Origin of the sequence: Gilliamella bombicola (assembly GCF_900094945.1) — a bacterium.
Taxonomy (GTDB): domain Bacteria; phylum Pseudomonadota; class Gammaproteobacteria; order Enterobacterales; family Orbaceae; genus Gilliamella; species Gilliamella bombicola.
This window is the reverse complement of record NZ_FMAQ01000015.1, coordinates 1-25,587: the sequence shown is the minus strand read 5'-3', so window position 1 is coordinate 25,587 and position 25,587 is coordinate 1. Positions and strand designations below refer to the sequence as shown.

General features: G+C 37.1%; 22 protein-coding genes and 1 tRNA gene. 18 read left to right on the top strand and 5 right to left on the bottom strand.

Annotated features, from left to right (window positions below):
* Positions 1-5: 5 nt before the first annotated feature.
* The 4 genes from atpA to GA0061081_RS09735 are packed head-to-tail and all read left to right on the top strand — an operon-like array spanning position 6 to position 4,329.
* Positions 6-1,547, top strand: a complete 1,542-nt coding sequence (atpA, locus tag GA0061081_RS09750) for a F0F1 ATP synthase subunit alpha (protein WP_091350464.1) — start codon at positions 6-8, stop codon at positions 1,545-1,547.
* A gap of 14 nt (positions 1,548-1,561) precedes the next feature.
* Positions 1,562-2,431, top strand: coding sequence for a F0F1 ATP synthase subunit gamma (gene atpG, locus GA0061081_RS09745; RefSeq protein WP_085247559.1), 870 nt, complete (start codon positions 1,562-1,564; stop codon positions 2,429-2,431).
* 47 nt (positions 2,432-2,478) lie between these two features.
* Entirely contained in the window at positions 2,479-3,861 is a 1,383-nt protein-coding gene (gene atpD / locus GA0061081_RS09740) for a F0F1 ATP synthase subunit beta (RefSeq protein WP_065635973.1), read from the top strand.
* Between the two features lie 42 nt (positions 3,862-3,903).
* Positions 3,904-4,329, top strand: a complete 426-nt coding sequence (locus GA0061081_RS09735) for a F0F1 ATP synthase subunit epsilon (RefSeq protein ID WP_091350461.1) — start codon at positions 3,904-3,906, stop codon at positions 4,327-4,329.
* Between the two features lie 192 nt (positions 4,330-4,521).
* On the opposite strand, the gene GA0061081_RS09730 is transcribed toward GA0061081_RS09735, so the two are convergent.
* On the bottom strand, positions 4,522-4,806 hold the full coding sequence (locus GA0061081_RS09730; protein WP_091350458.1) for a hypothetical protein: 285 nt from the start codon (positions 4,804-4,806) through the stop codon (positions 4,522-4,524).
* Between the two features lie 917 nt (positions 4,807-5,723).
* Here GA0061081_RS09730 and recC point away from each other — a divergent pair.
* From recC to lysS, 13 genes are all read left to right on the top strand, one after another.
* Positions 5,724-8,933 carry an exodeoxyribonuclease V subunit gamma gene (gene recC, locus GA0061081_RS09725; RefSeq protein WP_091350456.1) on the top strand — a complete coding sequence of 1,070 codons (3,210 nt, stop codon included), beginning with the start codon at positions 5,724-5,726 and terminating at the stop codon, positions 8,931-8,933.
* 8 nt (positions 8,934-8,941) lie between these two features.
* Complete coding sequence (locus GA0061081_RS09720; protein WP_091350452.1) at positions 8,942-9,733, top strand: TatD family hydrolase; 792 nt, start codon at positions 8,942-8,944, stop codon at positions 9,731-9,733.
* 53 nt (positions 9,734-9,786) lie between these two features.
* Positions 9,787-10,752 carry a ketopantoate/pantoate/pantothenate transporter PanS gene (panS, locus tag GA0061081_RS09715; protein ID WP_091350450.1) on the top strand — a complete coding sequence of 322 codons (966 nt, stop codon included), beginning with the start codon at positions 9,787-9,789 and terminating at the stop codon, positions 10,750-10,752.
* Between the two features lie 128 nt (positions 10,753-10,880).
* A complete protein-coding gene (locus GA0061081_RS09710; RefSeq protein WP_091350448.1) occupies positions 10,881-12,284 on the top strand; it encodes a DHA2 family efflux MFS transporter permease subunit in 1,404 nt (467 codons plus the stop codon).
* Between the two features lie 4 nt (positions 12,285-12,288).
* Positions 12,289-12,921 carry an MBL fold metallo-hydrolase gene (locus tag GA0061081_RS09705; protein ID WP_091350444.1) on the top strand — a complete coding sequence of 211 codons (633 nt, stop codon included), beginning with the start codon at positions 12,289-12,291 and terminating at the stop codon, positions 12,919-12,921.
* A gap of 153 nt (positions 12,922-13,074) precedes the next feature.
* Positions 13,075-13,662 (top strand): biotin transporter BioY, encoded by a 588-nt coding sequence (locus tag GA0061081_RS09700; protein WP_091350442.1) that lies wholly within the window; start codon positions 13,075-13,077, stop codon positions 13,660-13,662.
* Positions 13,646-14,221, top strand: coding sequence for a YiiX/YebB-like N1pC/P60 family cysteine hydrolase (locus GA0061081_RS09695; RefSeq protein WP_167349347.1), 576 nt, complete (start codon positions 13,646-13,648; stop codon positions 14,219-14,221). The genes GA0061081_RS09700 and GA0061081_RS09695 overlap by 17 nt, the downstream gene beginning before the upstream one ends.
* Positions 14,222-14,308: 87 nt before the next feature.
* A tRNA-Asn gene (locus GA0061081_RS09690) sits at positions 14,309-14,384 on the top strand.
* 216 nt (positions 14,385-14,600) lie between these two features.
* Positions 14,601-15,329 (top strand): type 1 glutamine amidotransferase, encoded by a 729-nt coding sequence (locus GA0061081_RS09685; RefSeq protein ID WP_091350437.1) that lies wholly within the window; start codon positions 14,601-14,603, stop codon positions 15,327-15,329.
* Between the two features lie 35 nt (positions 15,330-15,364).
* Positions 15,365-16,192 (top strand): VanW family protein, encoded by an 828-nt coding sequence (locus GA0061081_RS09680; protein WP_091350434.1) that lies wholly within the window; start codon positions 15,365-15,367, stop codon positions 16,190-16,192.
* Between the two features lie 136 nt (positions 16,193-16,328).
* Positions 16,329-16,955 carry a Fe-Mn family superoxide dismutase gene (locus tag GA0061081_RS09675; protein WP_091350432.1) on the top strand — a complete coding sequence of 209 codons (627 nt, stop codon included), beginning with the start codon at positions 16,329-16,331 and terminating at the stop codon, positions 16,953-16,955.
* Positions 16,956-17,141: 186 nt separating this feature from the next.
* Positions 17,142-18,240 (top strand): peptide chain release factor 2 gene (gene prfB / locus GA0061081_RS09670; protein ID WP_141683368.1). Its coding sequence is split into 2 segments (ribosomal slippage): positions 17,142-17,216 and positions 17,218-18,240, totalling 1,098 coding nucleotides; the frame shifts between segments, so codons are not numbered across the junction.
* Positions 18,241-18,270: 30 nt separating this feature from the next.
* Complete coding sequence (lysS, locus tag GA0061081_RS09665; protein ID WP_091350430.1) at positions 18,271-19,788, top strand: lysine--tRNA ligase; 1,518 nt, start codon at positions 18,271-18,273, stop codon at positions 19,786-19,788.
* A 467-nt stretch (positions 19,789-20,255) separates the two neighbouring features.
* On the opposite strand, the gene GA0061081_RS09660 is transcribed toward lysS, so the two are convergent.
* From GA0061081_RS09660 to ung, 4 genes are all read right to left on the bottom strand, one after another.
* On the bottom strand, positions 20,256-21,515 hold the full coding sequence (locus tag GA0061081_RS09660) for a uracil-xanthine permease family protein (RefSeq protein ID WP_425337795.1): 1,260 nt from the start codon (positions 21,513-21,515) through the stop codon (positions 20,256-20,258).
* 101 nt (positions 21,516-21,616) lie between these two features.
* Positions 21,617-22,243 carry a uracil phosphoribosyltransferase gene (gene upp / locus GA0061081_RS09655; protein WP_091350428.1) on the bottom strand — a complete coding sequence of 209 codons (627 nt, stop codon included), beginning with the start codon at positions 22,241-22,243 and terminating at the stop codon, positions 21,617-21,619.
* Between the two features lie 163 nt (positions 22,244-22,406).
* Complete coding sequence (gntR, locus tag GA0061081_RS09650; RefSeq protein ID WP_091350424.1) at positions 22,407-23,411, bottom strand: gluconate operon transcriptional repressor GntR; 1,005 nt, start codon at positions 23,409-23,411, stop codon at positions 22,407-22,409.
* Positions 23,408-24,097 carry a uracil-DNA glycosylase gene (ung, locus tag GA0061081_RS09645; protein WP_091350421.1) on the bottom strand — a complete coding sequence of 230 codons (690 nt, stop codon included), beginning with the start codon at positions 24,095-24,097 and terminating at the stop codon, positions 23,408-23,410. The genes gntR and ung overlap by 4 nt, the downstream gene beginning before the upstream one ends.
* A 340-nt stretch (positions 24,098-24,437) precedes the next feature.
* On the opposite strand from ung, the gene grcA reads away from it, so the two are divergent.
* A complete protein-coding gene (gene grcA / locus GA0061081_RS09640; RefSeq protein ID WP_091350418.1) occupies positions 24,438-24,821 on the top strand; it encodes an autonomous glycyl radical cofactor GrcA in 384 nt (127 codons plus the stop codon).
* Positions 24,822-25,587 lie beyond the last annotated feature (766 nt).

Genomic DNA, 25,587 nt, shown 5'->3' with positions numbered 1-25,587 from the left:
TGATAATGCAGCTAAATTCAACTGAAATAAGTGAACTAATTAAAGAGCGGATAGCTCAGTTCAATATTGTGAGTGATGCTCACAATGAAGGAACTATCATATCTGTAAGTGATGGTATTCTTCGAATCCACGGATTAACTGATGTAATGCAAGGTGAGATGATTGCATTACCTGGCAACCGATATGCAATGGCATTAAACCTTGAAAGAGACTCTGTCGGTGCGGTAGTTATGGGACCATACGAAGACTTGTCTGAAGGTATGAAAGTACAATGTACTGGTCGTATTTTACAAGTACCAGTTGGTGAAGGTTTATTAGGTCGCGTTATTAATACACTAGGCGAACCAATTGACGGTAAAGGCTCACTTCAACATGATGGCTTTTCACCTGTCGAAGTTGTTGCTCCAGGTGTTATCGATCGTAAATCCGTTGACCAAGCATTACAAACCGGTTATAAAGCCGTTGACTCAATGATTCCAATTGGACGAGGTCAACGTGAGCTGATCATTGGTGACCGTCAAACAGGTAAAACAGCGCTTGCTGTCGATGCCATCATTAACCAACGTGACTCAGGGGTAAAATGTATTTATGTTGCCATTGGGCAAAAACAATCAACTATTGCAAATGTTGTGCGTAAACTTGAAGAACATGGTGCCCTTAAAAATACTATTGTAGTTGTGGCATCAGCGTCTGAATCAGCTGCGTTACAATACTTAGCACCTTATGCGGGTTGTGCAATGGGTGAATACTTCCGCGACCGTGGTCAAGATGCATTAATTGTTTATGATGATTTATCTAAACAAGCCGTTGCTTATCGTCAAATTTCATTACTACTTCGTCGTCCACCTGGACGTGAAGCTTATCCAGGTGATGTATTTTATCTTCACTCTCGTTTACTTGAACGTGCAGCGCGCGTGAACGAAGCTTATGTTGAAGAGTACACAAAAGGCGAAGTTAAAGGTAAAACAGGTTCATTAACAGCATTACCAATTATTGAAACTCAAGCAGGTGACGTTTCGGCATTCGTACCAACTAACGTAATTTCGATTACTGATGGTCAGATATTCCTTGAAACTAGCCTATTTAACTCAGGTATCCGTCCTGCGGTTAACCCGGGTATTTCGGTTTCACGTGTGGGTGGTGCTGCGCAAACAAAGATAATGAAAAAATTATCAGGTGGTATTCGTACCGCACTGGCGCAATATCGTGAGTTAGCTGCGTTCTCTCAATTTGCATCTGACTTAGATGAAGCAACAAGAAACCAATTAAGTCACGGCGAAAAAGTAACCGAATTGTTAAAGCAAAAGCAATACTCTCCAATGACTGTTGCTGAACAATCAATTGTGCTTTACGCTGCTGAACGTGGTTATCTTGAAGATGTAGAACTGGCTAAAGTATTATCATTTGAAACAGCGCTACTTGCTTATGCCCATAGTCAATATGCCGATTTTGTCAAATTAATCGACGAGACGGGTAATTACAATGATGAGATTGAAAGTAAGCTAAAAGCATTACTTGAAAGCTTTAAATCAACTCAAACTTGGTAAGGGTGAGGTAACAAATGGCTAATGCAAAAGAGATTAGAACAAAAATTGCCAGTATCCAAAGTACGCAAAAGATCACAAAAGCAATGGAAATGGTTGCCAATTCTAAAATGCGTAAAACGCAAGATAGAATGGCCGCTAGTCGACCTTATGCCGAAATGATCCGCGAAGTAATTGGACATTTAGCGTTAGCTCAGATAGGCGCCAAACATCCTTATTTAGAAGAAAGAGATGTAAAGCGAGTTGGCTACCTTATTATTTCAACCGATCGTGGTTTATGTGGTGGTTTAAATATCAATCTTTTTAAAACTGTCATTGCTGACATGTCAGCATGGCAGGAAAAAGGTGTTGAAGCTGATGTTGCTTTAGTTGGTTCTCGTGGTGTTTCGTTTTTCTCATCAATAAAAGCAAACATCTTAACTCAAGTGACTAACTTAGGGGATGAACCCAATTTATCCGATTTAATTGGTCCGGTAAAAACAATGCTTGAGGCATATGATAATGGTAAAATTGATAAATTATATATTGTGACGAATAAATTTATTAATACCATGTCACAAAAGCCAACAATTCAGCAATTATTACCTTTACCGCCATCAGAAGATAAAGAGCTCAAAGCTTCATCATGGGATTATATTTATGAGCCTGATGCTAAATCGCTATTAGACGTGATTTTACGTCGCTATATTGAATCACAAGTCTATCAAGCAGTGGTTGATAATTTAGCGAGTGAACAAGCAGCAAGAATGGTGGCCATGAAAGCAGCAACAGATAACGGTGCAAACCTAATTAATGAATTACAAATTGTGTATAACAAAGCACGTCAAGGTGCTATCACTAATGAATTAATTGATATTGTATCCGGTGCAGCCGCTGTTTCAGGTTAGTGCTAAATATTGGCTTATAGTTAAGAAAAAGACGTAGAGGATTAAAAATGGCTACTGGAAAGATTGTCCAGATCATCGGTGCGGTGGTTGATGTCGAATTCCCAGAAGATGCAGTACCAAAGGTATATGATGCATTAGAAGTGGAAACTGGCACTGAAAAATTAGTTCTGGAAGTTCAGCAACAATTAGGTGGTGGCGTTGTTTGTTGTATCGCAATGGGATCATCTGATGGCTTAAGACGTGGACTTAAAGTTGTAAATACAGGTCACGGTATCGAAGTACCAGTGGGGACTAAAACACTTGGTCGTATTATGAACGTGCTTGGCGATCCTGTTGATAAAGCAGGTCCAATTGGTGAAGAAGAGCGTTGGGCGATTCACCGTGCAGCGCCAACCTATGAAGAACTCGCAAACTCAACTGAATTGCTTGAAACAGGTATTAAAGTTATCGACTTAATTTGCCCATTTGCTAAAGGTGGTAAAGTGGGTCTATTCGGTGGTGCGGGTGTAGGTAAAACCGTTAATATGATGGAGTTAATCCGTAATATCGCTATCGAACACTCGGGTTACTCAGTGTTTACTGGTGTGGGTGAACGTACTCGTGAAGGTAACGACTTTTACCATGAAATGAAAGAATCAAACGTACTTGATAAAGTATCGTTAGTTTATGGTCAGATGAATGAGCCACCAGGAAACCGTTTACGTGTTGCGTTAACGGGGTTAACCATGGCTGAAAAATTCCGTGATGAAGGTAAAGACGTTTTATTATTTATCGATAATATTTACCGTTATACCTTAGCCGGTACTGAAGTATCTGCATTATTAGGTCGTATGCCATCGGCGGTAGGTTATCAACCAACATTAGCCGAAGAAATGGGCTTACTACAAGAACGTATCACATCTACTAAAACAGGTTCGATAACGTCAATCCAAGCCGTATACGTACCAGCAGATGACTTAACTGACCCATCACCAGCAACAACCTTTGCTCACTTAGATGCAACAATCGTATTAAGTCGACAAATTGCTTCTTTAGGTATCTATCCGGCCGTGGATCCACTAGATTCTACCAGCCGTCAATTAGATCCTTTAGTTGTTGGTCAAGAGCACTATGATTGTGCCCGTGGCGTTCAATCAATTCTACAACGTTATCAAGAATTGAAAGATATTATTGCCATTCTTGGTATGGATGAGTTATCAGAAGATGATAAATTGATCGTTGCTCGTGCTCGTAAAATTCAACGCTTCTTATCTCAACCATTCTTTGTTGCAGAAGTATTTACTGGTTCACCAGGAAAATATGTACCTTTAAAAGACACGATCAGTGCATTTAAAGGAATCATGAACGGTGATTATGACCACATCCCTGAACAAGCATTCTATATGGTTGGTTCAATCGATGAAGCGATTGAGAAGGCAAAATCTCTCTAAGAGATTCATTGAGCGAAGATCGTATTTAATGGAGATCGTATTATGGCACTAACTTCCTATCAATTAGAAGTTGTTAGTGCTGAATCTCACTTGTTTTCAGGTGATGTTCAGCGAATCAGAATCACGGGTAAAGAAGGTGAACTTGGAATTTATCCTGGGCACACCCCTTTACTGACAACCATAAAACCCGGTATGGTTGGCATTGTGAAAGCGGATGGTAAAGAAGAGTTTATCTACCTATCTGGTGGCATATTAGAAGTACAACCTAACATCGTAACCATCTTAGCGGATACCGCTATCCGTGGCGAAGATCTAGATGAAGCAAGAGCACAAGAAGCAGTAAGACAAGCGCAAGAGCATATTAATCACCCAAGCGATGATATGTCATTTGCTCAAGCTTCTGCAGAACTATCAAAAGCGTTGGCAAAAATTCGTGTTATCGAATTGACTCGCCGCATGGGTCAATAGTTTGCTTTTTAGTATCTTATCAAAATAATAAAGGTTACTAAAATATCTAGTAACCTTTTTTATTTTTAGGTTAGTCATTAATAATTTAAAATTTTAAAGTGGCTTGAACTGCACCCCAAAATTAAAAGTAAAAAATCCAATTTTTTTATACGCTATATTTATTGGGTTAAGTTTGAGCTACTACATCTAATTTTACATATCTAACTTATCTGCTATATATCTTAAAAGACTAGACAACTTTCTCAAATTACCACTAGTAAGTATATCTTGATTTATAGCATAAGATAAAAATTGATAATCTTCGCTTAATTGCCCCATATCAAGTTCTTTTGGTTCATTATAAAGATCATATAGCAAATCAGACGGTATATTCCAATAAAAATCATAATCGAGAGGTATGTTGTGAATACCGTTACCTTTTAATTCTTTTATAATTAAATTAAAAAAATTATCTATTCTATCGAGTTCAATATTCATAACTAATTTATCCTTTATTTTATTAATATTATTTTTAAAAGTATTAATTTCATGTTCTAAATGTTTAATTCTAGCATTTATAATTTTTTGTCTAATTTCTTGATTTGGTGCATTTTTTAAATGCCCTTTATTATCAAAAAGAATATGGATCTCTTTTATACTCCGCTAATTTTTTTCATGTAATCTTATTTGTTCTTCAAGTGACCTAACTGCCATTTGTTCACTTACACTTAAGTGATTTTCTTACATTAGCATTCCCCTTTCCGTTTTAGCAATACCTCAACTTTAACCAATTTACCACCAATCCATTGCATCGTTTTACTGCCTAATGATGCTGTAGCAACTAATTCAAGATCATAAGCCGTTGATAAGGCTTACCGCCATGTCAAATCGTGATATCTTTGCCTACACTAAGACTCACATTATGCGTCCCAACCACTTCGCTGCCCGTCACTGTTAAGTAGTTGCCCGATTAATGTTCACCCTATCACCATAAATCCCACTGCCTTTTTGCGTGATATTATCCACCTCAATATCTTCAGTAATTGCCCCCTTATTGAGTAAGCCTTTGGTTTTGTGATGCTCGGTTAACTGTAAACGCTAGGTTTCGATATCTAGCACTCCACTCGAATAATTTTTGTTATCACATTTAACTTGCCGTTTTAATTTATCTTTAATAGATTTTTATCTCGTTATAGATTGTCGAGGGCTGATCATAAAATCTTTACCCAAATTGGTTAAGGCTATTTTTTATGCACATTCATTACATCAGCTCATAAAATTAGAATAAACAAAGCAAGTTACATAACCGCTAATTATTCTTTTTTATTATAAAATTGATACTATAATAGCGACTAGATTTATGAGTAACGATCAGCGATAATCTTAACCCAATCTTACCAATAATTAGTATTGCTATGTTTACCATTTATCATTCAAACCAAGTCGATCTACTTAAGTCTATTGTAAGTGAATTGATGCGCAGGCAACCATTAGAGGATGTATTTACACCTGATATAGTCATGGTGCAAAGCCAAGGTATGGCACAATGGTTGCAAATTGCGTTAGCGGATGAACTTGGTATTGTGGCTAATGTTGATTTTCTTTTTCCAACGCAGTTTATTTGGCAACTTTATCAAACCTTGTTACCCGAGGCGCCAATTGAAAATAGTTATAATGTTGAATCAATGAGTTGGCGTTTGTATTATTTGTTGCCTCAAGTTATTAAACAACCTGAGTTTAGCGCACTTAAACATTATCTTGATATTGATAAGCAAGATAGAAAGCAGTACCAACTTGCAACACGAATTGCCCGTTTGTTTGACCAATATTTAGTTTATCGCCCCGATTGGTTAGCCAAATGGGAAGCCAACCAAAATGTTGCCGAATTAAATCATCATTCTGACGAAGTTTGGCAAGCAGAGCTATGGCGAAAGCTAATATCCATAAGTCAACCTTATCATCGCGCTAATATTTATCAACAAATGCTTGAAATTTTGTTAGATAATAACTTTGATCGTTCACGTTTAGATCCGTTACCTAGCCGTATTTTTATTTTCGGTATTACTTCGCTACCACCGATCTATCTTTCACTACTTTCAGCGCTTGGACGACATATTGATGTCCATTTGATGTTTAATAATCCATGTAAATGGTATTGGGGCGATATTGTTGAAAAGCAGTTATCAGATATCTTCAATACCCCTGAAAAAAGCCCCAATCCACTTTTAACTTCGTGGGGGAAACTTGGGCGTGATAATCTGTTTTTATTACAGGACTTCAATAATAAGCAAGATATTGATGTGTTTGCCGATCAAAACCGAGATTGTCTATTACATGCAATTCAACAAGATATCCTTGATCTTTATCCAATGGTAGATGCTCAACAACCCGTTGAACTAGCAGATAAATCCGTATCTTTTCATGCTTGCCATAGCGAACAACGTGAAGTTGAAGTGTTATATGATTATCTTTTATCTGTTTTTGATGCTGATCCTACATTAGAATTACGTGATTGCATTGTGATGGTATCGGATATTGATAAATATGTCCCTTATATCCGTGCTGTTTTTGGTAATGCTTATGAAAAACGCTATTTGCCTTTTACTATATCTGATCAAAAAGCACGTAACATTGATCCGATTGTACAAGGTTTTTTTACTATATTAAATTTTCCACAAAGTCGATTTACTGCTGAAGAGCTGTTTAATTTATTAGAGATACCAGCTATTTCAGAAAAATTTGCAATTAGTGAATCACAGTTAACTTTATTACGTACTTGGATTATTGAATCAGGCATTCGTTTTGGTCTTGAAAGTGCACATAGCTGGTTATTTGGACTGGAGCGTTTATTACTAGGCTATACCATGAGTAGTGAACAAGGCGGTTGGCAACAGATCTTGCCGTATGATGGCGCGACAGGCTTAGATGCCGAATTAATCGGCCAATTAGCTGAGTTTATTAAAATTGTAAGTAAATGGTTTACAGCTTTAAGCGAAGAAAAAACATTAGTTGAATGGCAAAGTTGCTGTCTTGAACTAATTAACGATTTTTTTGTCGATACCCCACAACGTGAATCAATTTTATTAATGATCGAAGAGGAATGGCAAAAATTAATTAATAGTGGTTTAGCTGCTAATTATACTGATAATATTTCTATCACAATTTTGCATGATGCAATGCAATCGCGCTTAGAGCAAAATCATCTAGCGCATCGTTTTTTAGTTGGTAGGATAAACTTTTGTACCATGATGCCAATGCGATCCATTCCTTTTAAAGTGGTCTGTTTGCTGGGTATGAATGACGGAGATTATCCAAGAACATCGCTTCCTCTCGACTTTGATCTTATTGCTCATCATCCAAGACGAGGCGATCGCAGTCGCCGTAATGATGACCGCTATTTATTTTTAGAGGCTATTTTATCAGCGCAAAACCAGTTATATATTAGCTATATTGGGCGAGATATAAAAGATGATAGTGAACGTTACCCATCAATACTAGTTGATGAGCTTTGGGAGTATATTGCACAATATTATAACAAGCCTGTTAATCAAGTTGATAGCTCGACAAATAACTTGGATTTTTTACGTGTAAACCATACACGCACACCATTTAACCCCCAAAACTTTTTGCAAGATCCCAAAAGTTATGCTGATGAATGGTTACCCGCTGCATTACAACGAGGGGAAAATCAAGACTTTATTAGTGAAATAGCCGCTATTAGCGTCGATAATATCAATCTTGACGAACTAAAACGATTTTACCAGCACTCAATTAGGCTATTTTTACAAAAACGTTTTAATTTTTATATTAATTATCTTGATGATACATTACCCGATGCGGAAAACTTTAATCTTGATAGCTTACAGCGTTATCAATTGAACTTGCAGATTTTAAATCAACTTATCACCAAAGAATCACAACAATCCAATGATTGTTATCAACACTTAGCGCTAACTGGTGACTTGCCAGATGGCGCATTTGGACAGATTATTTATCATGAACAAAATGAAGCAATGCAATCATTAGCTAATAAAATCTGCCAAGAACGCCTAGAAATAACAACTCAAGAAGTGAACTTAGCCATTTCACTAAATCAACAACATTACCAATTACAAGGTTGGTTAACCCATATTCAAGATGATGGTATTTTAACATGGCGCCCTTCAAAACTTTCAATTCGAGATGGTATTTCGTTGTGGATCGACCATTTGGTTTATTGCATCTTAAATCCAGATAAAGTTGAAAGTCAAAGCCGTATCTATGGCAGAGAAGAAAACGAATGGCGTTTTTCACACTTTCCAAGTAATGAGGCTATGGCAATTTTAACCTCGTTAATTGAAGGCTATGTACAAGGTATCAATCAACCTTTATTACTACCTGTACAATGCGCATGGAATTGGTTAATTGCAGCCTATAACAAAAAAACAGGTGAGGTTATCGCGAGTGAAAAAGCAATTAATCAACTGTTAAATACTTGGCAAGGTGGATTATACCAATCGGCTGAGTGTGATAGCTACTACGCTAGACTTTATCCTGAATTAACGGATGAATTAATTGAACAAATTACTTTTGCTGCCCAACGATTTTTACTACCAATTTTATTACATCAAGCAACCGTAGAATAAGGGGCATTATGTTTATTGATACACACTGTCATTTTGATTTTCCGCCTTTTACTGATCATCTGGCCGATTCAATAGATAAAATTCGCCAAGCGGATATTGTTGGGTTAATCATACCCGCAGTTAGCGCTAACTATTTTAATACCGTTTTGCAACTTGCTGATAATTATTGCGAGATCTATGCTGCTTTGGGGCTGCATCCTATTTATCAACATACCATGGCGGATTTAGAGCTGTTAACCAATATCGTTAAAACCAAACCTAAAAAATTAATTGCCATTGGTGAGATAGGACTGGATCGCTATGATTTAAGTATTGATTGGCAACAGCAGTTATCATTTTTTAGGTCACAATTAGCGCTTGCTAAACAGTTTGATTTACCTGTTTTGATTCATTCACGCAAAGCGCACGATATTATGTACCACGAATTACACCGCGCCAACTTACCTTGCCGTGGTGTAATACATGGATTTTCAGGTAGCTATCAGCAAGCTATGCAATTTGTTAAGTTGGGCTACTATATTGGTGTAGGTGGCGTAATAAGTTATGAACGAGCGAATAAAACGCGCAATACGATTGCTCAATTACCGCTAGAGAGCCTTGTGCTCGAAACGGATGCTCCTGATATGCCATTAAATGGCCGTCAAGGTCAAATAAATCGCCCTGAATATATCGCCGAAGTCTTTAAAATATTAACCCAATTACGCAATGAATCAGCAGAACACATACGCAGCACGATTTTAATAAATACCTTGACGCTATTTAATAGAATAAATAGAATGAAAATTACACAAAACAAATAAAATAACCCTATCATTATTCTAGAATTATTTTATTAAACCCATAGCAGGTTTATATGACCAGACAATTTAATCAGCTGTTGATTCGATCTATTATCTCTCTTACCCGATTATTTCCTTTGTGGGCAATACTGTGCGCCGGTGTTGCCTATTTCTTTCCTTATACCTTTATTCCTATACGCCCCCACACCGCACATTTACTTATGTTTGTAATGTTTACCATGGGAGTTACATTAAGTATTGATGACTTTAAACGTGTGGTAACCAAGCCTAAAGCAGTAATAATTTGCACTTTACTACATTATATTGTAATGCCACTAACTGCTTTAATCTTAGCCAAACTGTTTACAATGAGACCAGAATTATTAGTTGGAATGGTGTTAGTCGGTAGCGTTGCCAGCGGTACGGCTTCAAATGTGATGATTTATCTTGCTAAAGGCGATGTTGCGTTATCGGTGACAATTTCATCAGTGTCAACACTAGTAGGCGTGGTTGTAACACCTCTACTCACACTATTATTAGTAGGAACAACTGTTGAAGTCCCTGTTTGGGACATGCTTTTGCATATTGTACAGATCGTTTTAATACCGATTATATTAGGTTTAATTGTTCACCATTTTTTATATCCTATCGTCAAAAAATGTGAACAATTTTTACCACTTTTATCAATGCTCTGTATCTTATTAATTCTGTGCATTGTCGTAGCAGGTAGCCATACGCAAATTGGTCAAGTGGGGGGCACCGTTATTTTTGCAGTTGTGATTCACAATGCATTAGGTTTACTTGGCGGTTACTGGGGTGGTCGTTTATTTGGTTTTGATGAGTCAACTTGCCGAACCATGTCACTTGAAGTGGGAATGCAAAATTCCGCCCTTGCCGCTACCTTAGGTACTACCTACTTTTCGGCCTTATCAGCGCTGCCCGCGGCAGTATTTTCGGTTTGGCACAATATCTCTGGTTCATTACTAGCTGGCTATTGGCAAGATAAATCTGTTAAGAATAAGAAAAAAGCCAATAATTAATAAATAATATTGTAAAATGGCATCCATCGCTCTCTTTCTTAATAAAATAAGTAGTAAGAGAGCTTAATTTCCAGTGCTTATAGCCAACTGCTCACCCAGCATTTAAATTAATTTTAGGCAAAATTAAAATGAATAGCGAATTACAGTTACCACCCTTTGTTTATCGAATATTACCATGGATTGCAGCATTTGCATTTTTTATGCAATCGCTTGATACCTCGATATTAAACACTGCGCTTCCCACGATGGCTAAAGATCTTAATGAATCCCCCCTAAATATGCAATCAGCAGTGATAAGCTATGCTTTAACCTTGGCATTATTTATTCCAGTCAGTGGTTTTTTATCGGATAAATTTGGCACTAGAAATATTTTTGTGATGGCAGTTTCACTGTTCACCCTTGGCTCATTGCTTTGTGCCTTATCCAATTCATTAATTTTTTTAGATATCTCACGTGTTATTCAAGGTATTGGTGGCTCAATGATGGTGCCGATATCACGTTTAGTATTAATTAAATCTTTTAAGCGTAGTGATTTTTTAGCTGCCTTAAATACAGCCACCATTCCCGGTTTAATTGGACCTGTTTTGGGACCGGTATTAGGAGGATATTTGGTTGATGTGGTGAGTTGGCATTGGGTGTTTTTTATTAATTTACCCATTGGTATTTTAGGTGTGATAATTAGTTGGAAATATATGCCTAATCTAAAGGGTGAACATATGCCTTTTGATCTGTTTGGTTTTATATTTATTGTGATTGCCTTTATTAGTGCCACTTTAAGTGTAGAGGTTTTAAACCAAAATCAGACATATGATTTTCCATTGCTACTTGCCGTAATCAGCTTCGTTTTTCTAATTATTTATTATGGGTATGCCAAAAAGAAACCAACCCCCTTATTCCCACTATCACTTTTTAAGATCCATACTTTTAAAATAGGCATTATTGGCAATTTAATCTGCCGATTAGGTATATCTGGTGTGCCTTTTTTAATTCCATTGTTGTTACAAGTTGGTTTTGGCTACTCAGCCATTTTTGCCGGTGTGATGCTAATGCCAATGGCCATTGCATCAATTTGTACTCGCATATTTATTCCACGTATTTTAGCTCGTTTAGGCTATCGTTTTGTGCTCGTTGCTAATACCATTTTAGCGGGCATCATGATTGTTTTAATGTCGTTGTTAAATTTATCAACACCACTTATATTAATTAGTTTATTGCTATTTTGTATTGGTGGTATTAATTCTATGCAATATACCGCGATGAATAGCATAACTTTAGCGAACTTAGAAAAGGAAAATACGAGTAGTGGCAATAGCTTAATGGCAGTTAATCAACAACTTGCTATTAGTTTTGGTACAGGATTTGGTGCAGTTTTACTGCGATTAATTAGCAACTCTGCTAGTACTATTCACGCATTTCAATTAACATTTGTTATACTCGGTGTGGTTACAGTGCTATCAAGCATTATTTTTGCGCAACTAAAAAATGAAGACGGCAAAAATCTAATCACCCATCGCCAAGAAATAAGGAGATAAGTAAATGTTTCAATATCAAATCGTCCCTGTTACTGCTTTCCAAGAAAACTGTAGCATTATTTGGTGTGATCAAACCATGGAAGGCGCACTGATTGATCCTGGTGGTGAACCAGAACTACTGAAAAAAGCCGTTGAAAAACTAGGTGTAAATATTAAACAGATTTTATTAACCCATGGACATTTGGATCATGTTGGTGCGGCAACCACATTAGCTCAATATTATAATGTAAAGATTATTGGACCAAGCCAAGAAGATGAATTTTTGCTAACAAGTTTGCCACAGCAATGCATACAATTTGGTTTTCCTCATACTGACAGCTTTTTACCTGATCGTTGGTTAAAAGAAGGCGACCAAATTCAAGTAGGTAACATAACTCTTGATGTGCTTTTTTGCCCAGGCCATACTCCTGGACATATTGTTTTTATTAATCATTTGGATAAACTAGCTTTTGTCGGCGATGTATTATTTAAAGGCAGTATAGGACGGACAGATTTTCCTCGAGGCAACCATACCGATTTAATTTCATCAATCACTAACAAATTATTACCACTTGGTGATGACTTTATTTTTGTACCAGGACACGGCCCTATGTCAAGTTTTGGTCATGAACGAATCAGCAATCCTTACTTAGTTTAAGTAGAACCTTATTTTTTGTTATCACGCTCTTTGTATTGGGCTGTGATAGCAACAATTTAACTCATATGTAAACTTTTTATATAAAAAATAGTTTACATTGAAATACATTGCGCTATTATAGTTCTACTATTTATGTATCAAAGGTAGAAAATAATGAAACAACAACTTACTTCGTATTATCCAACATTTATCACGACACTGGTTAATTTATCTTCTTGGCAACGTAAATTACTGGCCACCACTAGTGCAGCATTACTTTTAGGATTAGCTGCTAATATTAGTATTCCGACATATCCGGTTCCATTTACATTACAATCATTGGCAGTATTGCTAATTGGCGCTTTTTTAGGTCGTAAATTAGGTGCATTAGCAATAATTCAATACCTTTTTTTAGGCGCGATGGGATTACCGCTATTTGCTAATGGCAGTGGTGGGATTATGGCATTAGCGTCACCTTCTTCCGGTTACTTATATGGCTATGTATTTAGTGCCTATTTAGCTGGTTTTGCAGCAGAAAAGGGATATGATCGTCACTTTATTTTAGGCTTAATTGCATTTGCTTGTGCACATCAATTGTTATTTATATTTGGTGTTGTCTATTTAATGGGTTATTTGCATATTACACTTATTGATGCATTAAAAGTGGGTTATTTTCCATTTGTTGGTATTGATGCACTTAAATTTATTATTGCAACTTGTGTAATGTTTTCTCTATGGCGTTATCGTGCTAAAAATCAATAATATTCAAAGTGGCGATATCATCTTCCAAAGCCTTAACGAAGATAATGATTTTAGTCACGCAATAAACCGTTCTGGCGCAGTGCCTAACATGGATGAGATAACAAAAAATATCAATCATGTCGGTTTATATATTGGCAATAATAGCGTCATTGAAGCGACACAAAAGCATGGCGTAATTGAACAATCTTTGATTGACTTTGTTGGTGCGGCTAGACGTAATATCATTGGTAGAATCCATGATTTGGCCATTATTCAAAATGCATTAAAGCGAGCTAAACATTGCTTAGGTTCACCTTACAATCATAGCTTTCATCAAAATGCAGATGGTTTTTATTGCAGTGAACTGATTACTTATGCTTTTAAAACTAAACAAGGTAATGATTATTTCGCATTATATCCAATGAATTTTAAGGATATAACAACAAATCAAATTTTGCCTTATTGGCTTGATTATTATCGCGATCTAAAACAGAGCATCCCACAACAAGAGCTTGGTTCGCATCCACAACAATTACTCAGACAAAAACACTTATTCAAGACAATCCTAACACTTGAATGATTATAAAGGAGGCGAGTTCATACAAAAAAAGCATTTAACTATTGACATAGCGCCATAAAATCTATAATATGCGCGCTACATTTCGGTTCCTCCATAGTTCAGTCGGTAGAACGGCGGACTGTTAATCCGTATGTCACAGGTTCAAGTCCTGTTGGAGGAGCCAACTTCTAAATTCTAAAACCATCTTAGATAAATTACTTCTTATACCAAACTTCTTTTCTTTCTTCCAAATTTTTATCCTGTTGATATCAAAAGTCTATATTGTATTTGCGAAAAAATTATTCATAATAATTCAATAATAAATTTATCTTTAGATATATATAATGTCATTAAACCATGATTTTTGGTGATAATATTTATAGGCAAGGAACCTTTATTAATGCATATCCATTTTATTATCCATGAAGCTTTCGAAGCACCTGGAGCCTATGAACAATGGGCTAGGATGCATCATCACACCATAACCTATTCTCGCGTTTATCTTGGTGAACCACTTCCTAATTGCATTGATGATATCGACTTTCTTATTGTGATGGGTGGTCCACAATCACCGTCAACAACCAAACAAGAATGCGCTCATTTTGATTCTATAGCAGAACAAGCTGTGATCTTATCAATGATAAATGCCGGTAAAATAGTTATTGGCGTGTGTCTAGGTGCACAATTAATTGGCGAGGCGTTAGGCGCAAGTCATGCCCAAAGCCCAGAAAAAGAGATTGGAAAATTCCCAATTACATTAACGCAACTCGGTAAAACAAATCCTTTATTTACTGATTTTGGCAATACATTAGAAGTCGGTCATTGGCACAATGATATGCCTGGTTTAACCAAAGATGCCCAAATTATAGCTTATAGCACAGGCTGTCCTCGGCAAATTATTGCTTATAATAAATTCGTTTATGGATTTCAATGCCATATGGAGTTCACGCCTGAAGTCGTTGAATTGCTGATTGTCCATTCGCAAAAAGAGCTTAATCAAGCTGCAAATTACCGCTTTGTTGATACGCCTGAAACGCTTCGCTCGCATGATTACACGGCAATGAATCAAAAACTTTTCACTTTTCTCGACAAGTTGAGCCAGCACTATCAATCATCTTTAAAAAAATAACTGATTATATATTGTAGATAAAGGAATGGAAAAATATGAAGGATATCATTGTCGATAAACCGATAAAGCGCAGTAAATTAAGGCTAAAATTAGGCAAAGAGTATTTTATCTTAAAACGAAAATTTGAGTGGTGGCGACATCGTCACGCCTATAGCACTATCGACATAAATAATAATACCTGTTGTTATTCACACAAAAAACATCAGTCTGTTTTATTAAGACCGCTAAAAGATGTGGATATGTATTTACAGTATAATAAAATTACTAATCTTAGATTAGCCATTGAAAAACTTAATGGTTCAATCATTAAGCCCAATCAACGTTTTTCGATCTGGCAAAAAGTAGGACGCCCATCGAAAAAACGAGGATTTTTAGAAGGACTATCATTACATAATGGGCAGATAGGCAAAGATATTGGTGGAGGATTATGCCAATTAGGTAATTTGATTTATTGGATTGTGTTACATTCTGATCTCACCATTATGGAGCGTTGGCGGCATAGTTTTGATGTTTTCCCTGATATCAATCGTACAATTCCTTTTGCTTGTGGCGCAACCTTGTCTTATAACTATGTTGATTTACAATTAATCAATAAAACCAATACCACCTACCGGCTTAATCTTTGGCTTGATGATAAGTATTTACATGGTGAATTACTTGCTAATATCCCATTAACTCATCATTATCAAATCCTAGAAACCGATCATCGCATTGAACAACAGTGGTGGGGAGGCTATACCAGACATAATAAAATATGGCAACGCAAAACACATTTAATTGATAACCATGTCGAAGAAAAGCTCATCAGCGAAAACCACGCAATTATGATGTATACCCCATTTATCGCAAGTAATGAAAGCTAATTGGGAAAATAATAATCACCCCAATCACAGATAGCCACTAACTATCTAAGTGATAGTTTGAGGGCTATACTAATAGCCCGTATACTCATAAGATAAAGTAGTTAATAATACCTAATATATGAAAGGAGCAAATTTCATGGCTTATACTTTACCTCCCTTACCTTATGCTTATGATGCATTAGAACCTTATATTGATTCTGAAACAATGCATCTTCATCACGATAAACATCATCAAACCTATGTTAACAATGCCAATGCTATCATTGAAACTTTATCTGCTGAAATTAAAGAATTTAGCCCAAGCGATTTATTAAAAAATTTAGATAAAGTGCCCGCTGATAAACTTACAGGCATTAAAAATAACGTAGGTGGTCATGTTAATCACACCCTTTTCTGGGAACTATTAAAAGTTGGTACCGAACTTAAAGGTGAACTTAAAGCAGCCATCGAAAAAGATTTTGGTTCAGTTGATGCATTTAAAGAAAAATTTGCAGCAGCGGCAGCCACTCGCTTTGGATCTGGTTGGGCTTGGTTAGTATTACAAAATGGTAAACTTGAAGTTGTTTCAACAGCTAATCAAGATTCACCATTGATGGGCGAAAAATTTGCTGGCGTTTCTGGTACACCTATCTTAACGCTTGATGTTTGGGAACACGCTTATTATTTGAAATACCAAAATCGTCGTGTTGATTACATCGGTGCATTTTGGAATGTGGTTAACTGGGATAAAGTTGCTGAGCTATACGCTGAAGCAAAAAAATAACCCAGCTTGCACTAAATATCTTCGACTAAAAAGATAGCGCTTTATGCGCTATCTTTGCTTTTCGCTGAGCACTTTATTCATCAAGTTCAAGTCAAAATGGCAATTGGCAATTGCTAAATTATGCCCAAATCCGCTACAATGAACGCTTGTTAAAAAATCATAAAACTGAGCAAACCAATTTAAATCATGTTTGAAATTAATCCTGTTAGATCAAAGATAGCAGAACTTACCGAACGCACGGCCGTGATTCGGGGGTATCTTTGACTATGATGTCAAAAAGGAACGGCTAGAAGAAGTTAATGCCGAACTAGAACAAGCCGAAGTTTGGGCCGATCCCGAAAAAGCGCAAGCGTTAGGTAAAGAGCGCGTTGCATTAGATGAAATTATTAATACTATCAATTCATTAACGCAAGGTCTTGACGATGTTGAAGGCTTACTTGAACTAGCTATCGAAGCGGACGATCAAGAGACTTTCGATGAAGCAAATAGCGAACTTGAACAACTAGAAAAAAAACTGGCCGGCCTTGAATTTCGGCGTATGTTTTCAGGCAATTACGATAGTGCAGATTGTTATTTGGATATTCAATCTGGATCGGGCGGTACTGAAGCACAAGATTGGGCTGAAATGCTACTGAGAATGTATTTGCGTTGGGCGGAATCAAAAGGCTTTGCAACCGAAGTGATGGAAGTCTCTGATGGCGATGTTGCCGGTATTAAATCAGCAACGATTAAAGTATCCGGTGATTATGCTTACGGTTGGTTACGTACTGAAACAGGCGTACATCGCCTTGTCCGTAAAAGTCCATTTGACTCAGGTAATCGACGTCACACCTCGTTTTCGTCAGTGTTTGTTTATCCTGAAATTGATGATGATATTGATATCGACATTAACCCAGCTGATCTTCGCATTGATGTATACCGTGCATCAGGTGCGGGTGGACAGCATGTGAATAAAACTGAGTCTGCTGTACGTATTACCCATGTGCCAACCGGTATTGTGACGCAGTGTCAAAATAACCGTTCACAACATAGCAATAAAGATCAAGCCATGAAACAGTTAAAAGCAAAACTGTATGAGCTTGAGATGCAGAAAAAAAATGCCGAAAAGCAACAGATGGAAGAAAACAAATCTGACATCGGCTGGGGCAGTCAGATTCGCTCTTACGTGCTTGATGATTCACGTATTAAAGATTTACGCACTGGTGTTGAAACGCGTAATACGCAGGCCGTATTAGATGGCGATTTAGATCAATTTATTGAAGAAAGCTTAAAAGCAGGCTTATAAACCGCTTGGCTATAAATAAAAGGTAAAACTATGTCAACAGAGCAGCAAGATCAACAAAAACAAATTGAAGAGTTAAATAACGAACTAAAAGTACGTCGCGAAAAGCTCGCTCATCTTCGCGAACAAGGTGTTGCGTTTCCTAATGATTTTCGCCGTGATGCGATTTCCAATGATCTCCACAAACAATATGGCGATAAAACTAACGAAGAACTTATTGAAAACAAAATTACCGTAACGGTCGCAGGACGTATGATGATGCGCCGTATTATGGGGAAAGCGTCATTTGTTTCTTTGCAAGATGTTGCTGGACAGATCCAACTTTATGTTACCCGCGATGATCTCCCTGAAGGTTTTTATAACGAACAATTTAAAAAATGGGATTTAGGCGATATTGTCGGTGCGAAAGGTTACCTATTTAAAACAAAAACAGGCGAGCTTTCTATTCACTGTGAAGAAATTCGTTTACTAACCAAAGCGCTACGTCCATTGCCTGATAAGTTTCATGGACTTGCCGATCAAGAAATGCGCTATCGTCAACGTTACTTGGATCTTATCACCAATCAAGAATCAAGAGAGACGTTTAAGGCTCGTTCAAAAGTGGTTAGCGAAATCCGTAACTTTATGCTTGAAAATCACTTTATGGAAGTTGAAACTCCAATGATGCAAGTCATTCCAGGTGGTGCATCAGCAAAACCATTTATTACGCATCACAATGCGCTTGATTTAGATATGTATCTACGAATCGCGCCAGAGCTTTATTTAAAACGTTTAGTGGTAGGTGGCTTTGAACGTGTCTTTGAAATTAACCGTAACTTCCGTAACGAAGGCGTATCGCCAAGACATAATCCAGAATTTACCATGATGGAAATGTATATGGCTTATGCTGATTATAAAGATCTAATTGTGTTAACAGAAGCCTTATTCCGTCGTTTAGCGATTGCCGTAACAGGTGATGCTGTTGTGCAATATGGCGAGCATACTTTCGATTTTGGTAAACCATTTATTAAAATGACCATGCGTGAAGCCATTTGCCATTATCGCCCTGAAACCAATAATGCCGATTTAGATGATTTTGATAAAGCATGTGCCATTGCTCAATCTGTTGGCATCAAAATCGAAAAAGGCTGGGGACTTGGTCGTGTTGTGACTGAAATCTTTGAAGAAGTGGCTGAAGCAAATTTAATTCAACCAACGTTTATTACTGAATATCCAGCCGAAGTTTCACCACTTGCTCGCCGTAACGATGACAACCCATTTGTTACTGATCGATTCGAATTCTTTATTGGTGGTCGTGAAATTGGCAATGGATTCTCAGAACTTAATGATGCGGAAGATCAAGCACAGCGCTTTGCTGACCAAGTGTCACAAAAAGATGCGGGTGATGATGAAGCCATGTTTTATGATGAAGATTATATCACCGCACTTGAACACGGCCTACCACCTACAGCAGGACTGGGGATTGGGATTGACCGTACCGTGATGCTATTTACCAATAGTCACACTATTCGTGACGTGATTTTATTCCCGACTATGCGTCCAATCAAATAAAGTCAATTATTACTTAAAACTCACTTATTTTTGATAAGTGAGTTTTTATGCTTAAGCACTCACTTCGCCCACAATTAAGATAAACAGATCTGCATCATTCTCCCCAAAGGCGCACCCATTAATATTACTTAAATCTAAATTAAACCTTATTTAATACTCAATATATAAAAGCCATGATCAGTTGTGAGTTTTTACTTACATACTCAAAAAAACAATATACATTATGCTAATAGAACAACAAAAATAACATAACTAAACGAAGGGAAAATTGGTTGAGGGGGCTCATTATAAGGAAATAAAGATAGGTGTTCTTAACTGTGTCCAATAAAAATAAAGAAGTGAGTAATTATTCACTTTTAACTATTCATGCAAGCCATAAAAAATGCACAATACCACGATAGATTAGTACGTTGATTTATCTATATCGTTGGCCACCATAATAGCGCCAACGATTATAGGAGAAGGACTTAATGAATATCAGTTGAGCTTCCTTGATGTGGTAGAATCTGATTTAACACAATGGCTAAAATCCCACACAAGCTTATACCCTGTAATGCATATGACCCAAAATCAAAAATCATTCCACCAATCCCAAAAACTAAAACTAATGAGACAATACACATATTTCGAGGCACGGATAGATCTACCTTATGTTTGACTAAAATATTAATGCCTACTGATGCAATTGAACCAAACAATAGCACCATAATTCCCCCCATGACTACAGTTGGAATTGTTCCTAAAAGTGCACCGATTTTACCAATAAAAGACATTAAAATAGCCCAAATTGCCGCCCATGTCATAACGCGAGTTTTAAAATTACGCGTTAATGTAACCGCACCAATCACTTCGGCATAAGTAATACAAGGTGGTCCACCAAAAAATCCAGCTGCCGAAGTTGCTAGTCCATCACCGAGTAATGTGCGATGTAAACCAGGATCACGCGTATAATCTTTACCTGTAACAGCACCAATTGCCATAATATCACCAACATGTTCAATGGTTGGAGCAATCACAATTAGCAACATATACAAAATCGCTTGCCAGTGAAATTCAGGAAACGTGAAATCAGGCACTTTAAACCATGGCGCATCAATCACCGGTTGAAAATTGACAATACCGAACACACAAGAAAGCACATAACCAACCACAATACCGGAAATAATTGGTAATAATTTTAAAAAACCTTTTGCCCAAATAGCCACTACTAGCGTTGTTAATAGTGAAGCCATTGAAATAAGAATCAATTGATAATTTTCAGCTTGTAGCCCACTATTTTTACCCATTGCCATCCCAACAGTAACCGGTGCAAGCGATAAACCAATAACCATAATAATTGGACCGGTCACAACCGGCGGTAAAATGAGGTCAATAACATGTCTACCATTCATTTTGACTGAAAAAGCCAAAAGCATAAATACAAAACCAGCGGCAACTAAACCACCTAACGTAGCGGGGATCCCCCACTGAGCAACACCAAATGAGATAGGGGCAATAAAAGCAAATGATGAAGCTAAAAATACCGGCACTTTACCTTTAGTGGTTAATTGAAATAGTAAAGTACCTACCCCAGCAGTAAAAAGCGCTACATTGGGATTTAACCCCGTTAACAATGGTACTAACACCAATGCACCAAATGCGACAAATAACATTTGTGCGCCAGTAAAAATATCCTGCCAAGAATGCTTATGCAGTGATGTTATATTTTTTGTTTTGTCTGTTGTGATATTGCTCACATCGCGCCTCTCTTACTTAACTAATTTGTTGTATAACTTGCCTAATTGACAGGCATAAAAAAACCGGATTAACCGGTCTAAAATTTGAGATTTTATTTTGTGCCGAAGATTTTATCTCCAGCGTCCCCAAGTCCTGGCAATATGTAGCCTTTTTCGTTCAACCTCTCATCGATTGATGCGGTATAAAGTTCAACGTCAGGATGAGCTTGTTCAAGCACTTTAATGCCTTCTGGTGCAGCAACCAAAACTAATACTTTAATATTTTTACAGCCTGCTTTTTTAAGCAGATCGATCGTCGCAACCATAGAACCGCCTGTTGCCAGCATTGGATCAACAACCAAAGCCATTCGCTCTTCAATATCTGAGGTTAACTTTTGGAAATAAGGAACAGGTTCAAGTGTCTCTTCGTTACGATAAAAACCGACAACACTAATACGAGCACTTGGAATATGCTCAAGCACACCATCCATCATACCTAAGCCCGCACGCAAAATAGGCACGACAGTAATTTTTTTACCTTTAATTTGCTCAACTTCAACCGGTCCACACCAACCATTTATGGTGACTTTTTCGGTAGGGAGATCAGCCGTTGCTTCATAAGTTAATAAGCTACCAACTTCACTGGCCAGATCGCGAAAGTCCTTGGTACTGATATCATGTTCACGCATTAAACCAATTTTATGGCGAACGAGAGGGTGTTTTACTTCAACTATTTTCATGGGAGGGAACCTCAGTGTTATTTCTATAATCTATTAGTAGGTATAAATAACCACTGAGCGATAATTCTAACATAGAACTCATTTTATGAAAACCTGAAATCAACGAGCTGGATAAAGTAAAATCAATTTTAATATTAACAGTTGTTTTATTAAAATTATTTGATCAGATACTTTCGCCGTCTAAATACTCAACCGGCAAATCAACCACTTTTTGCTCGACTTTTTCACCATTAATTCGTTTTAATAACAGCTCGGCAGCAATTTGCCCCATTTCAACTCTTGGGGTATGGATAGACGCCAATTTTGGATTCATAAATTGACCAATTTGGTGTCCATGAAATCCGACAATCGCGATTTGTTTTGGCACTTCGATTCCAATTCTCTGGCATTCAAGCAATACCCCTAAAGCTAAGTCATCATTAGTACTAAAAATACCATCAACATCAGGAAAATCATTTAAAACTTGATGTAAAAATCTTGCACCCAATTCATAAGACGATGCTTCTTTAGTCGCTAGCGTTCGTGGATTTAATCCCGCATCTTCCATTGCTTTTTCATAACCTTGTTGACGAATAATACTGCGCTGATCTTGCCTTGCACTAAAATAGACAATATTACGACGCCCTTTATTTATCATACGATGGATCATATTTCTAGTCGCAGTAAAATTATCAAATCCAACAGCCATATCAATACAGGGGGAAACGCTATCCATAATTTCAACCACAGGAACACCAGAAATTTCGATCATTTTTAATGTTGCAGGGGTATGTATTCTTTCGGTTAAAATTAGGCCATCGATATTATAAGAAAGCAGTGAACGTAATCGAGACTCTTCTTTTTCTGCACTGTAGCCAGTATGGGTAATCATAGTTTGATAACCCCTAACATCGGTAACCTTTTCGATACCTTTTAAGATATCAGCAAAAACCTGATTAGTTAACGAAGGAAACACAACGCCAATTGCATTACTTTTTGCATTAGACAGCATATCAGGCGCTTTATTCGGAATATAACCAAGCTTATCAATCGCAGCAGAAATTTGTAATTGAAGAGGCTTAGACACTGAATTAGGATCGCGCAAAAAACGACTCACCGTCATTTTACTAATCCCAATTAAATTAGCGATCTCTTGCAAACTTGTTCGACGTTTTTTATTCGTATTCATTTATGATCTTCCGGTAGCGTTGGTTGCCAATCAATTGGCGTTTTACCTTGCTGCGTAATAATATCATTTGCTTTAGAAAAGTGCTTACAACCAAAAAAGCCACGATGAGCAGACAACGGCGATGGGTGCACTGACGTTAATACATGGTGTTTTTGACGATTAATAAACTGCCCTTTTTTTTGTGCAGGTGATCCCCACAATAAAAAAACCACACCCTCAAGATGTTTATCAATTGCGGCTATCACATGGTCAGTAAAGGTTTCCCAACCTATTTTTGCATGAGAATGCGCCTGCCCTGCTTCAACAGTGAGCACATTATTTAATAATAATACGCCTTGAGTCGCCCAAGAAGCTAAATAACCATGGGAAGGAATTGTAAATCCCTCAATATCTGTTGATAGCTCTTTATAGATATTCATTAACGATGGTGGTGGCTTAATGCCCGGTAAAACAGAAAATGAAAGTCCGTGGGCTTGATTAGGACCATGATAAGGATCTTGCCCTAAAATTACGACTTTGATTTGATCAAATGGCGTAAAACGAAACGCATTAAACACATCATGCTGGGGCGGATACACAATCTTACCATTAGCGCGCTCAGATGCCACAAATTGTATTATATGCTGAAAATAGGGCTTCTCTTTTTCACCGCCGATGACGTCATGCCATGTTAATTGATTACTCATACAATACCTATACTATAATTTTATATGACTCAACAATGCTACTTGCTGATTACAATAATTATACCTAAAAATCATAATAAACCTAATGCTAATCAGCTTAAACCTCACTACATCAAGAGTATTAAATATTCAGTCGTGCTCCTTTATTGCTAAAAGGACAATTAACAAAGAAAATAAATAATTAATGTAATAAATAGTTTTCATACAACCATAGCTAAAATGCTAAACAAAGGTATTGCTTATTGAATTGATAGCTTTTTTTGACTTTAATCAAATATCCAAAGTGCTATATTAACCCTAATTATTTTAGGGCAATAAGGCCCCGTTAGGAGGATTTAAAATGATTACAGGTATCCAAATTACTAAAGCAGACAATGCAGCACTTCTTAACTCTTTCTGGTTATTAGACAACGCTACAAAAGAAGCACGTTGTGTAGCTGCTAAATCAGTTTATAAAGAAGATCAAGTGATCCCAACTGCAGAACTAGGTAAATTCGAATATCGTGAAGTCCCATTAGATGTTGCCCCAACTGTTAAAGTTGAAGGTGGTCAACATTTAAATGTAAACGTTCTTCGTCGTGAAACTTTAGAAGATGCCGTACAACATCCAGAAAAATATCCACAATTAACCATTCGTGTTTCTGGTTATGCGGTGCGTTTTAACTCACTAACTGCTGAACAACAACGCGACGTTATTGCTCGTACATTTACAACTAAAATTTAATTAGTTGGTTAAAATAAGAACCCAGCTTTGGCTGGGTTTTTTTATGGTTTTTGGTAAAACCATTAAATAAAAACTTTAATAAAATCAATACCTTTTCTGACCGATTTTTGGGTGTAAAATCAGGCCTTTTTGGGTTGGTGAATAGGATGGATTGGGTGCGGTGGTTTCGGACGTTTTGACCTTGAGTGGATAAAATAGCTACCGTGACCACGTCCGAGCTAAGGGAATTAGAGCGAATTCCCTTAGCAATCCCGCGCTTGGCTGCAGAATGTGGCCTGCGGCTGCCCGACGCCGACGCTCGGTCTTGACGCACCGGCTATGATTCGCTCCCGGCGAAGCATAGCCTCGCCAAACATCCCTGTTTGGCGTGCTAACCTCGCTCTGTTGTCGGCACATTCTGACGCCGGAATAGGACAAATAACATAACCATCATTTTTGGAAAGATTGTTGTGTCTTTATAACTATATCGTTGATTTTATTCTGATTAAATGCCTACACGGCGTTAAGGTGGAATTACTAAAGGAAAACTTTAGTCGGGTATTTCTAAACCGCCTACACGGCGTTAAGGTAGAGCTTAAGATTTGATAAATCTTGCTGTATAAAGATAAACAACAATTTTGGCTTTGAAAACCCTTTTTTTGAGCTATTTTTTAATATGTTGATTTTATTTAATTTTAAATTGTCGTTAAAAAAAAGTTTTGGAGCGGTTAAATTGCTGTTATTAGGGTACTATTCTTGGTTTTGTTGATTTACTGTATGCCAACAC

Excerpts from the sequence above, each read along its gene's own strand:
- atpA (WP_091350464.1), top strand. The coding sequence starts at position 6 with ATGCAGCTAAATTCAACTGAAATAAGTGAACTAATTAAAGAGCGGATA.
- atpG (WP_085247559.1), top strand. The coding sequence starts at position 1,562 with ATGGCTAATGCAAAAGAGATTAGAACAAAAATTGCCAGTATCCAAAGT.
- atpD (WP_065635973.1), top strand. The coding sequence starts at position 2,479 with ATGGCTACTGGAAAGATTGTCCAGATCATCGGTGCGGTGGTTGATGTC.
- GA0061081_RS09735 (WP_091350461.1), top strand. The coding sequence starts at position 3,904 with ATGGCACTAACTTCCTATCAATTAGAAGTTGTTAGTGCTGAATCTCAC.
- GA0061081_RS09730 (WP_091350458.1), bottom strand. The coding sequence starts at position 4,806 with ATGAATATTGAACTCGATAGAATAGATAATTTTTTTAATTTAATTATA.
- recC (WP_091350456.1), top strand. The coding sequence starts at position 5,724 with ATGTTTACCATTTATCATTCAAACCAAGTCGATCTACTTAAGTCTATT.
- GA0061081_RS09720 (WP_091350452.1), top strand. The coding sequence starts at position 8,942 with ATGTTTATTGATACACACTGTCATTTTGATTTTCCGCCTTTTACTGAT.
- panS (WP_091350450.1), top strand. The coding sequence starts at position 9,787 with ATGACCAGACAATTTAATCAGCTGTTGATTCGATCTATTATCTCTCTT.
- GA0061081_RS09710 (WP_091350448.1), top strand. The coding sequence starts at position 10,881 with ATGAATAGCGAATTACAGTTACCACCCTTTGTTTATCGAATATTACCA.
- GA0061081_RS09705 (WP_091350444.1), top strand. The coding sequence starts at position 12,289 with ATGTTTCAATATCAAATCGTCCCTGTTACTGCTTTCCAAGAAAACTGT.
- GA0061081_RS09700 (WP_091350442.1), top strand. The coding sequence starts at position 13,075 with ATGAAACAACAACTTACTTCGTATTATCCAACATTTATCACGACACTG.
- GA0061081_RS09685 (WP_091350437.1), top strand. The coding sequence starts at position 14,601 with ATGCATATCCATTTTATTATCCATGAAGCTTTCGAAGCACCTGGAGCC.
- GA0061081_RS09680 (WP_091350434.1), top strand. The coding sequence starts at position 15,365 with ATGAAGGATATCATTGTCGATAAACCGATAAAGCGCAGTAAATTAAGG.
- GA0061081_RS09675 (WP_091350432.1), top strand. The coding sequence starts at position 16,329 with ATGGCTTATACTTTACCTCCCTTACCTTATGCTTATGATGCATTAGAA.
- lysS (WP_091350430.1), top strand. The coding sequence starts at position 18,271 with ATGTCAACAGAGCAGCAAGATCAACAAAAACAAATTGAAGAGTTAAAT.
- upp (WP_091350428.1), bottom strand. The coding sequence starts at position 22,243 with ATGAAAATAGTTGAAGTAAAACACCCTCTCGTTCGCCATAAAATTGGT.
- gntR (WP_091350424.1), bottom strand. The coding sequence starts at position 23,411 with ATGAATACGAATAAAAAACGTCGAACAAGTTTGCAAGAGATCGCTAAT.
- ung (WP_091350421.1), bottom strand. The coding sequence starts at position 24,097 with ATGAGTAATCAATTAACATGGCATGACGTCATCGGCGGTGAAAAAGAG.
- grcA (WP_091350418.1), top strand. The coding sequence starts at position 24,438 with ATGATTACAGGTATCCAAATTACTAAAGCAGACAATGCAGCACTTCTT.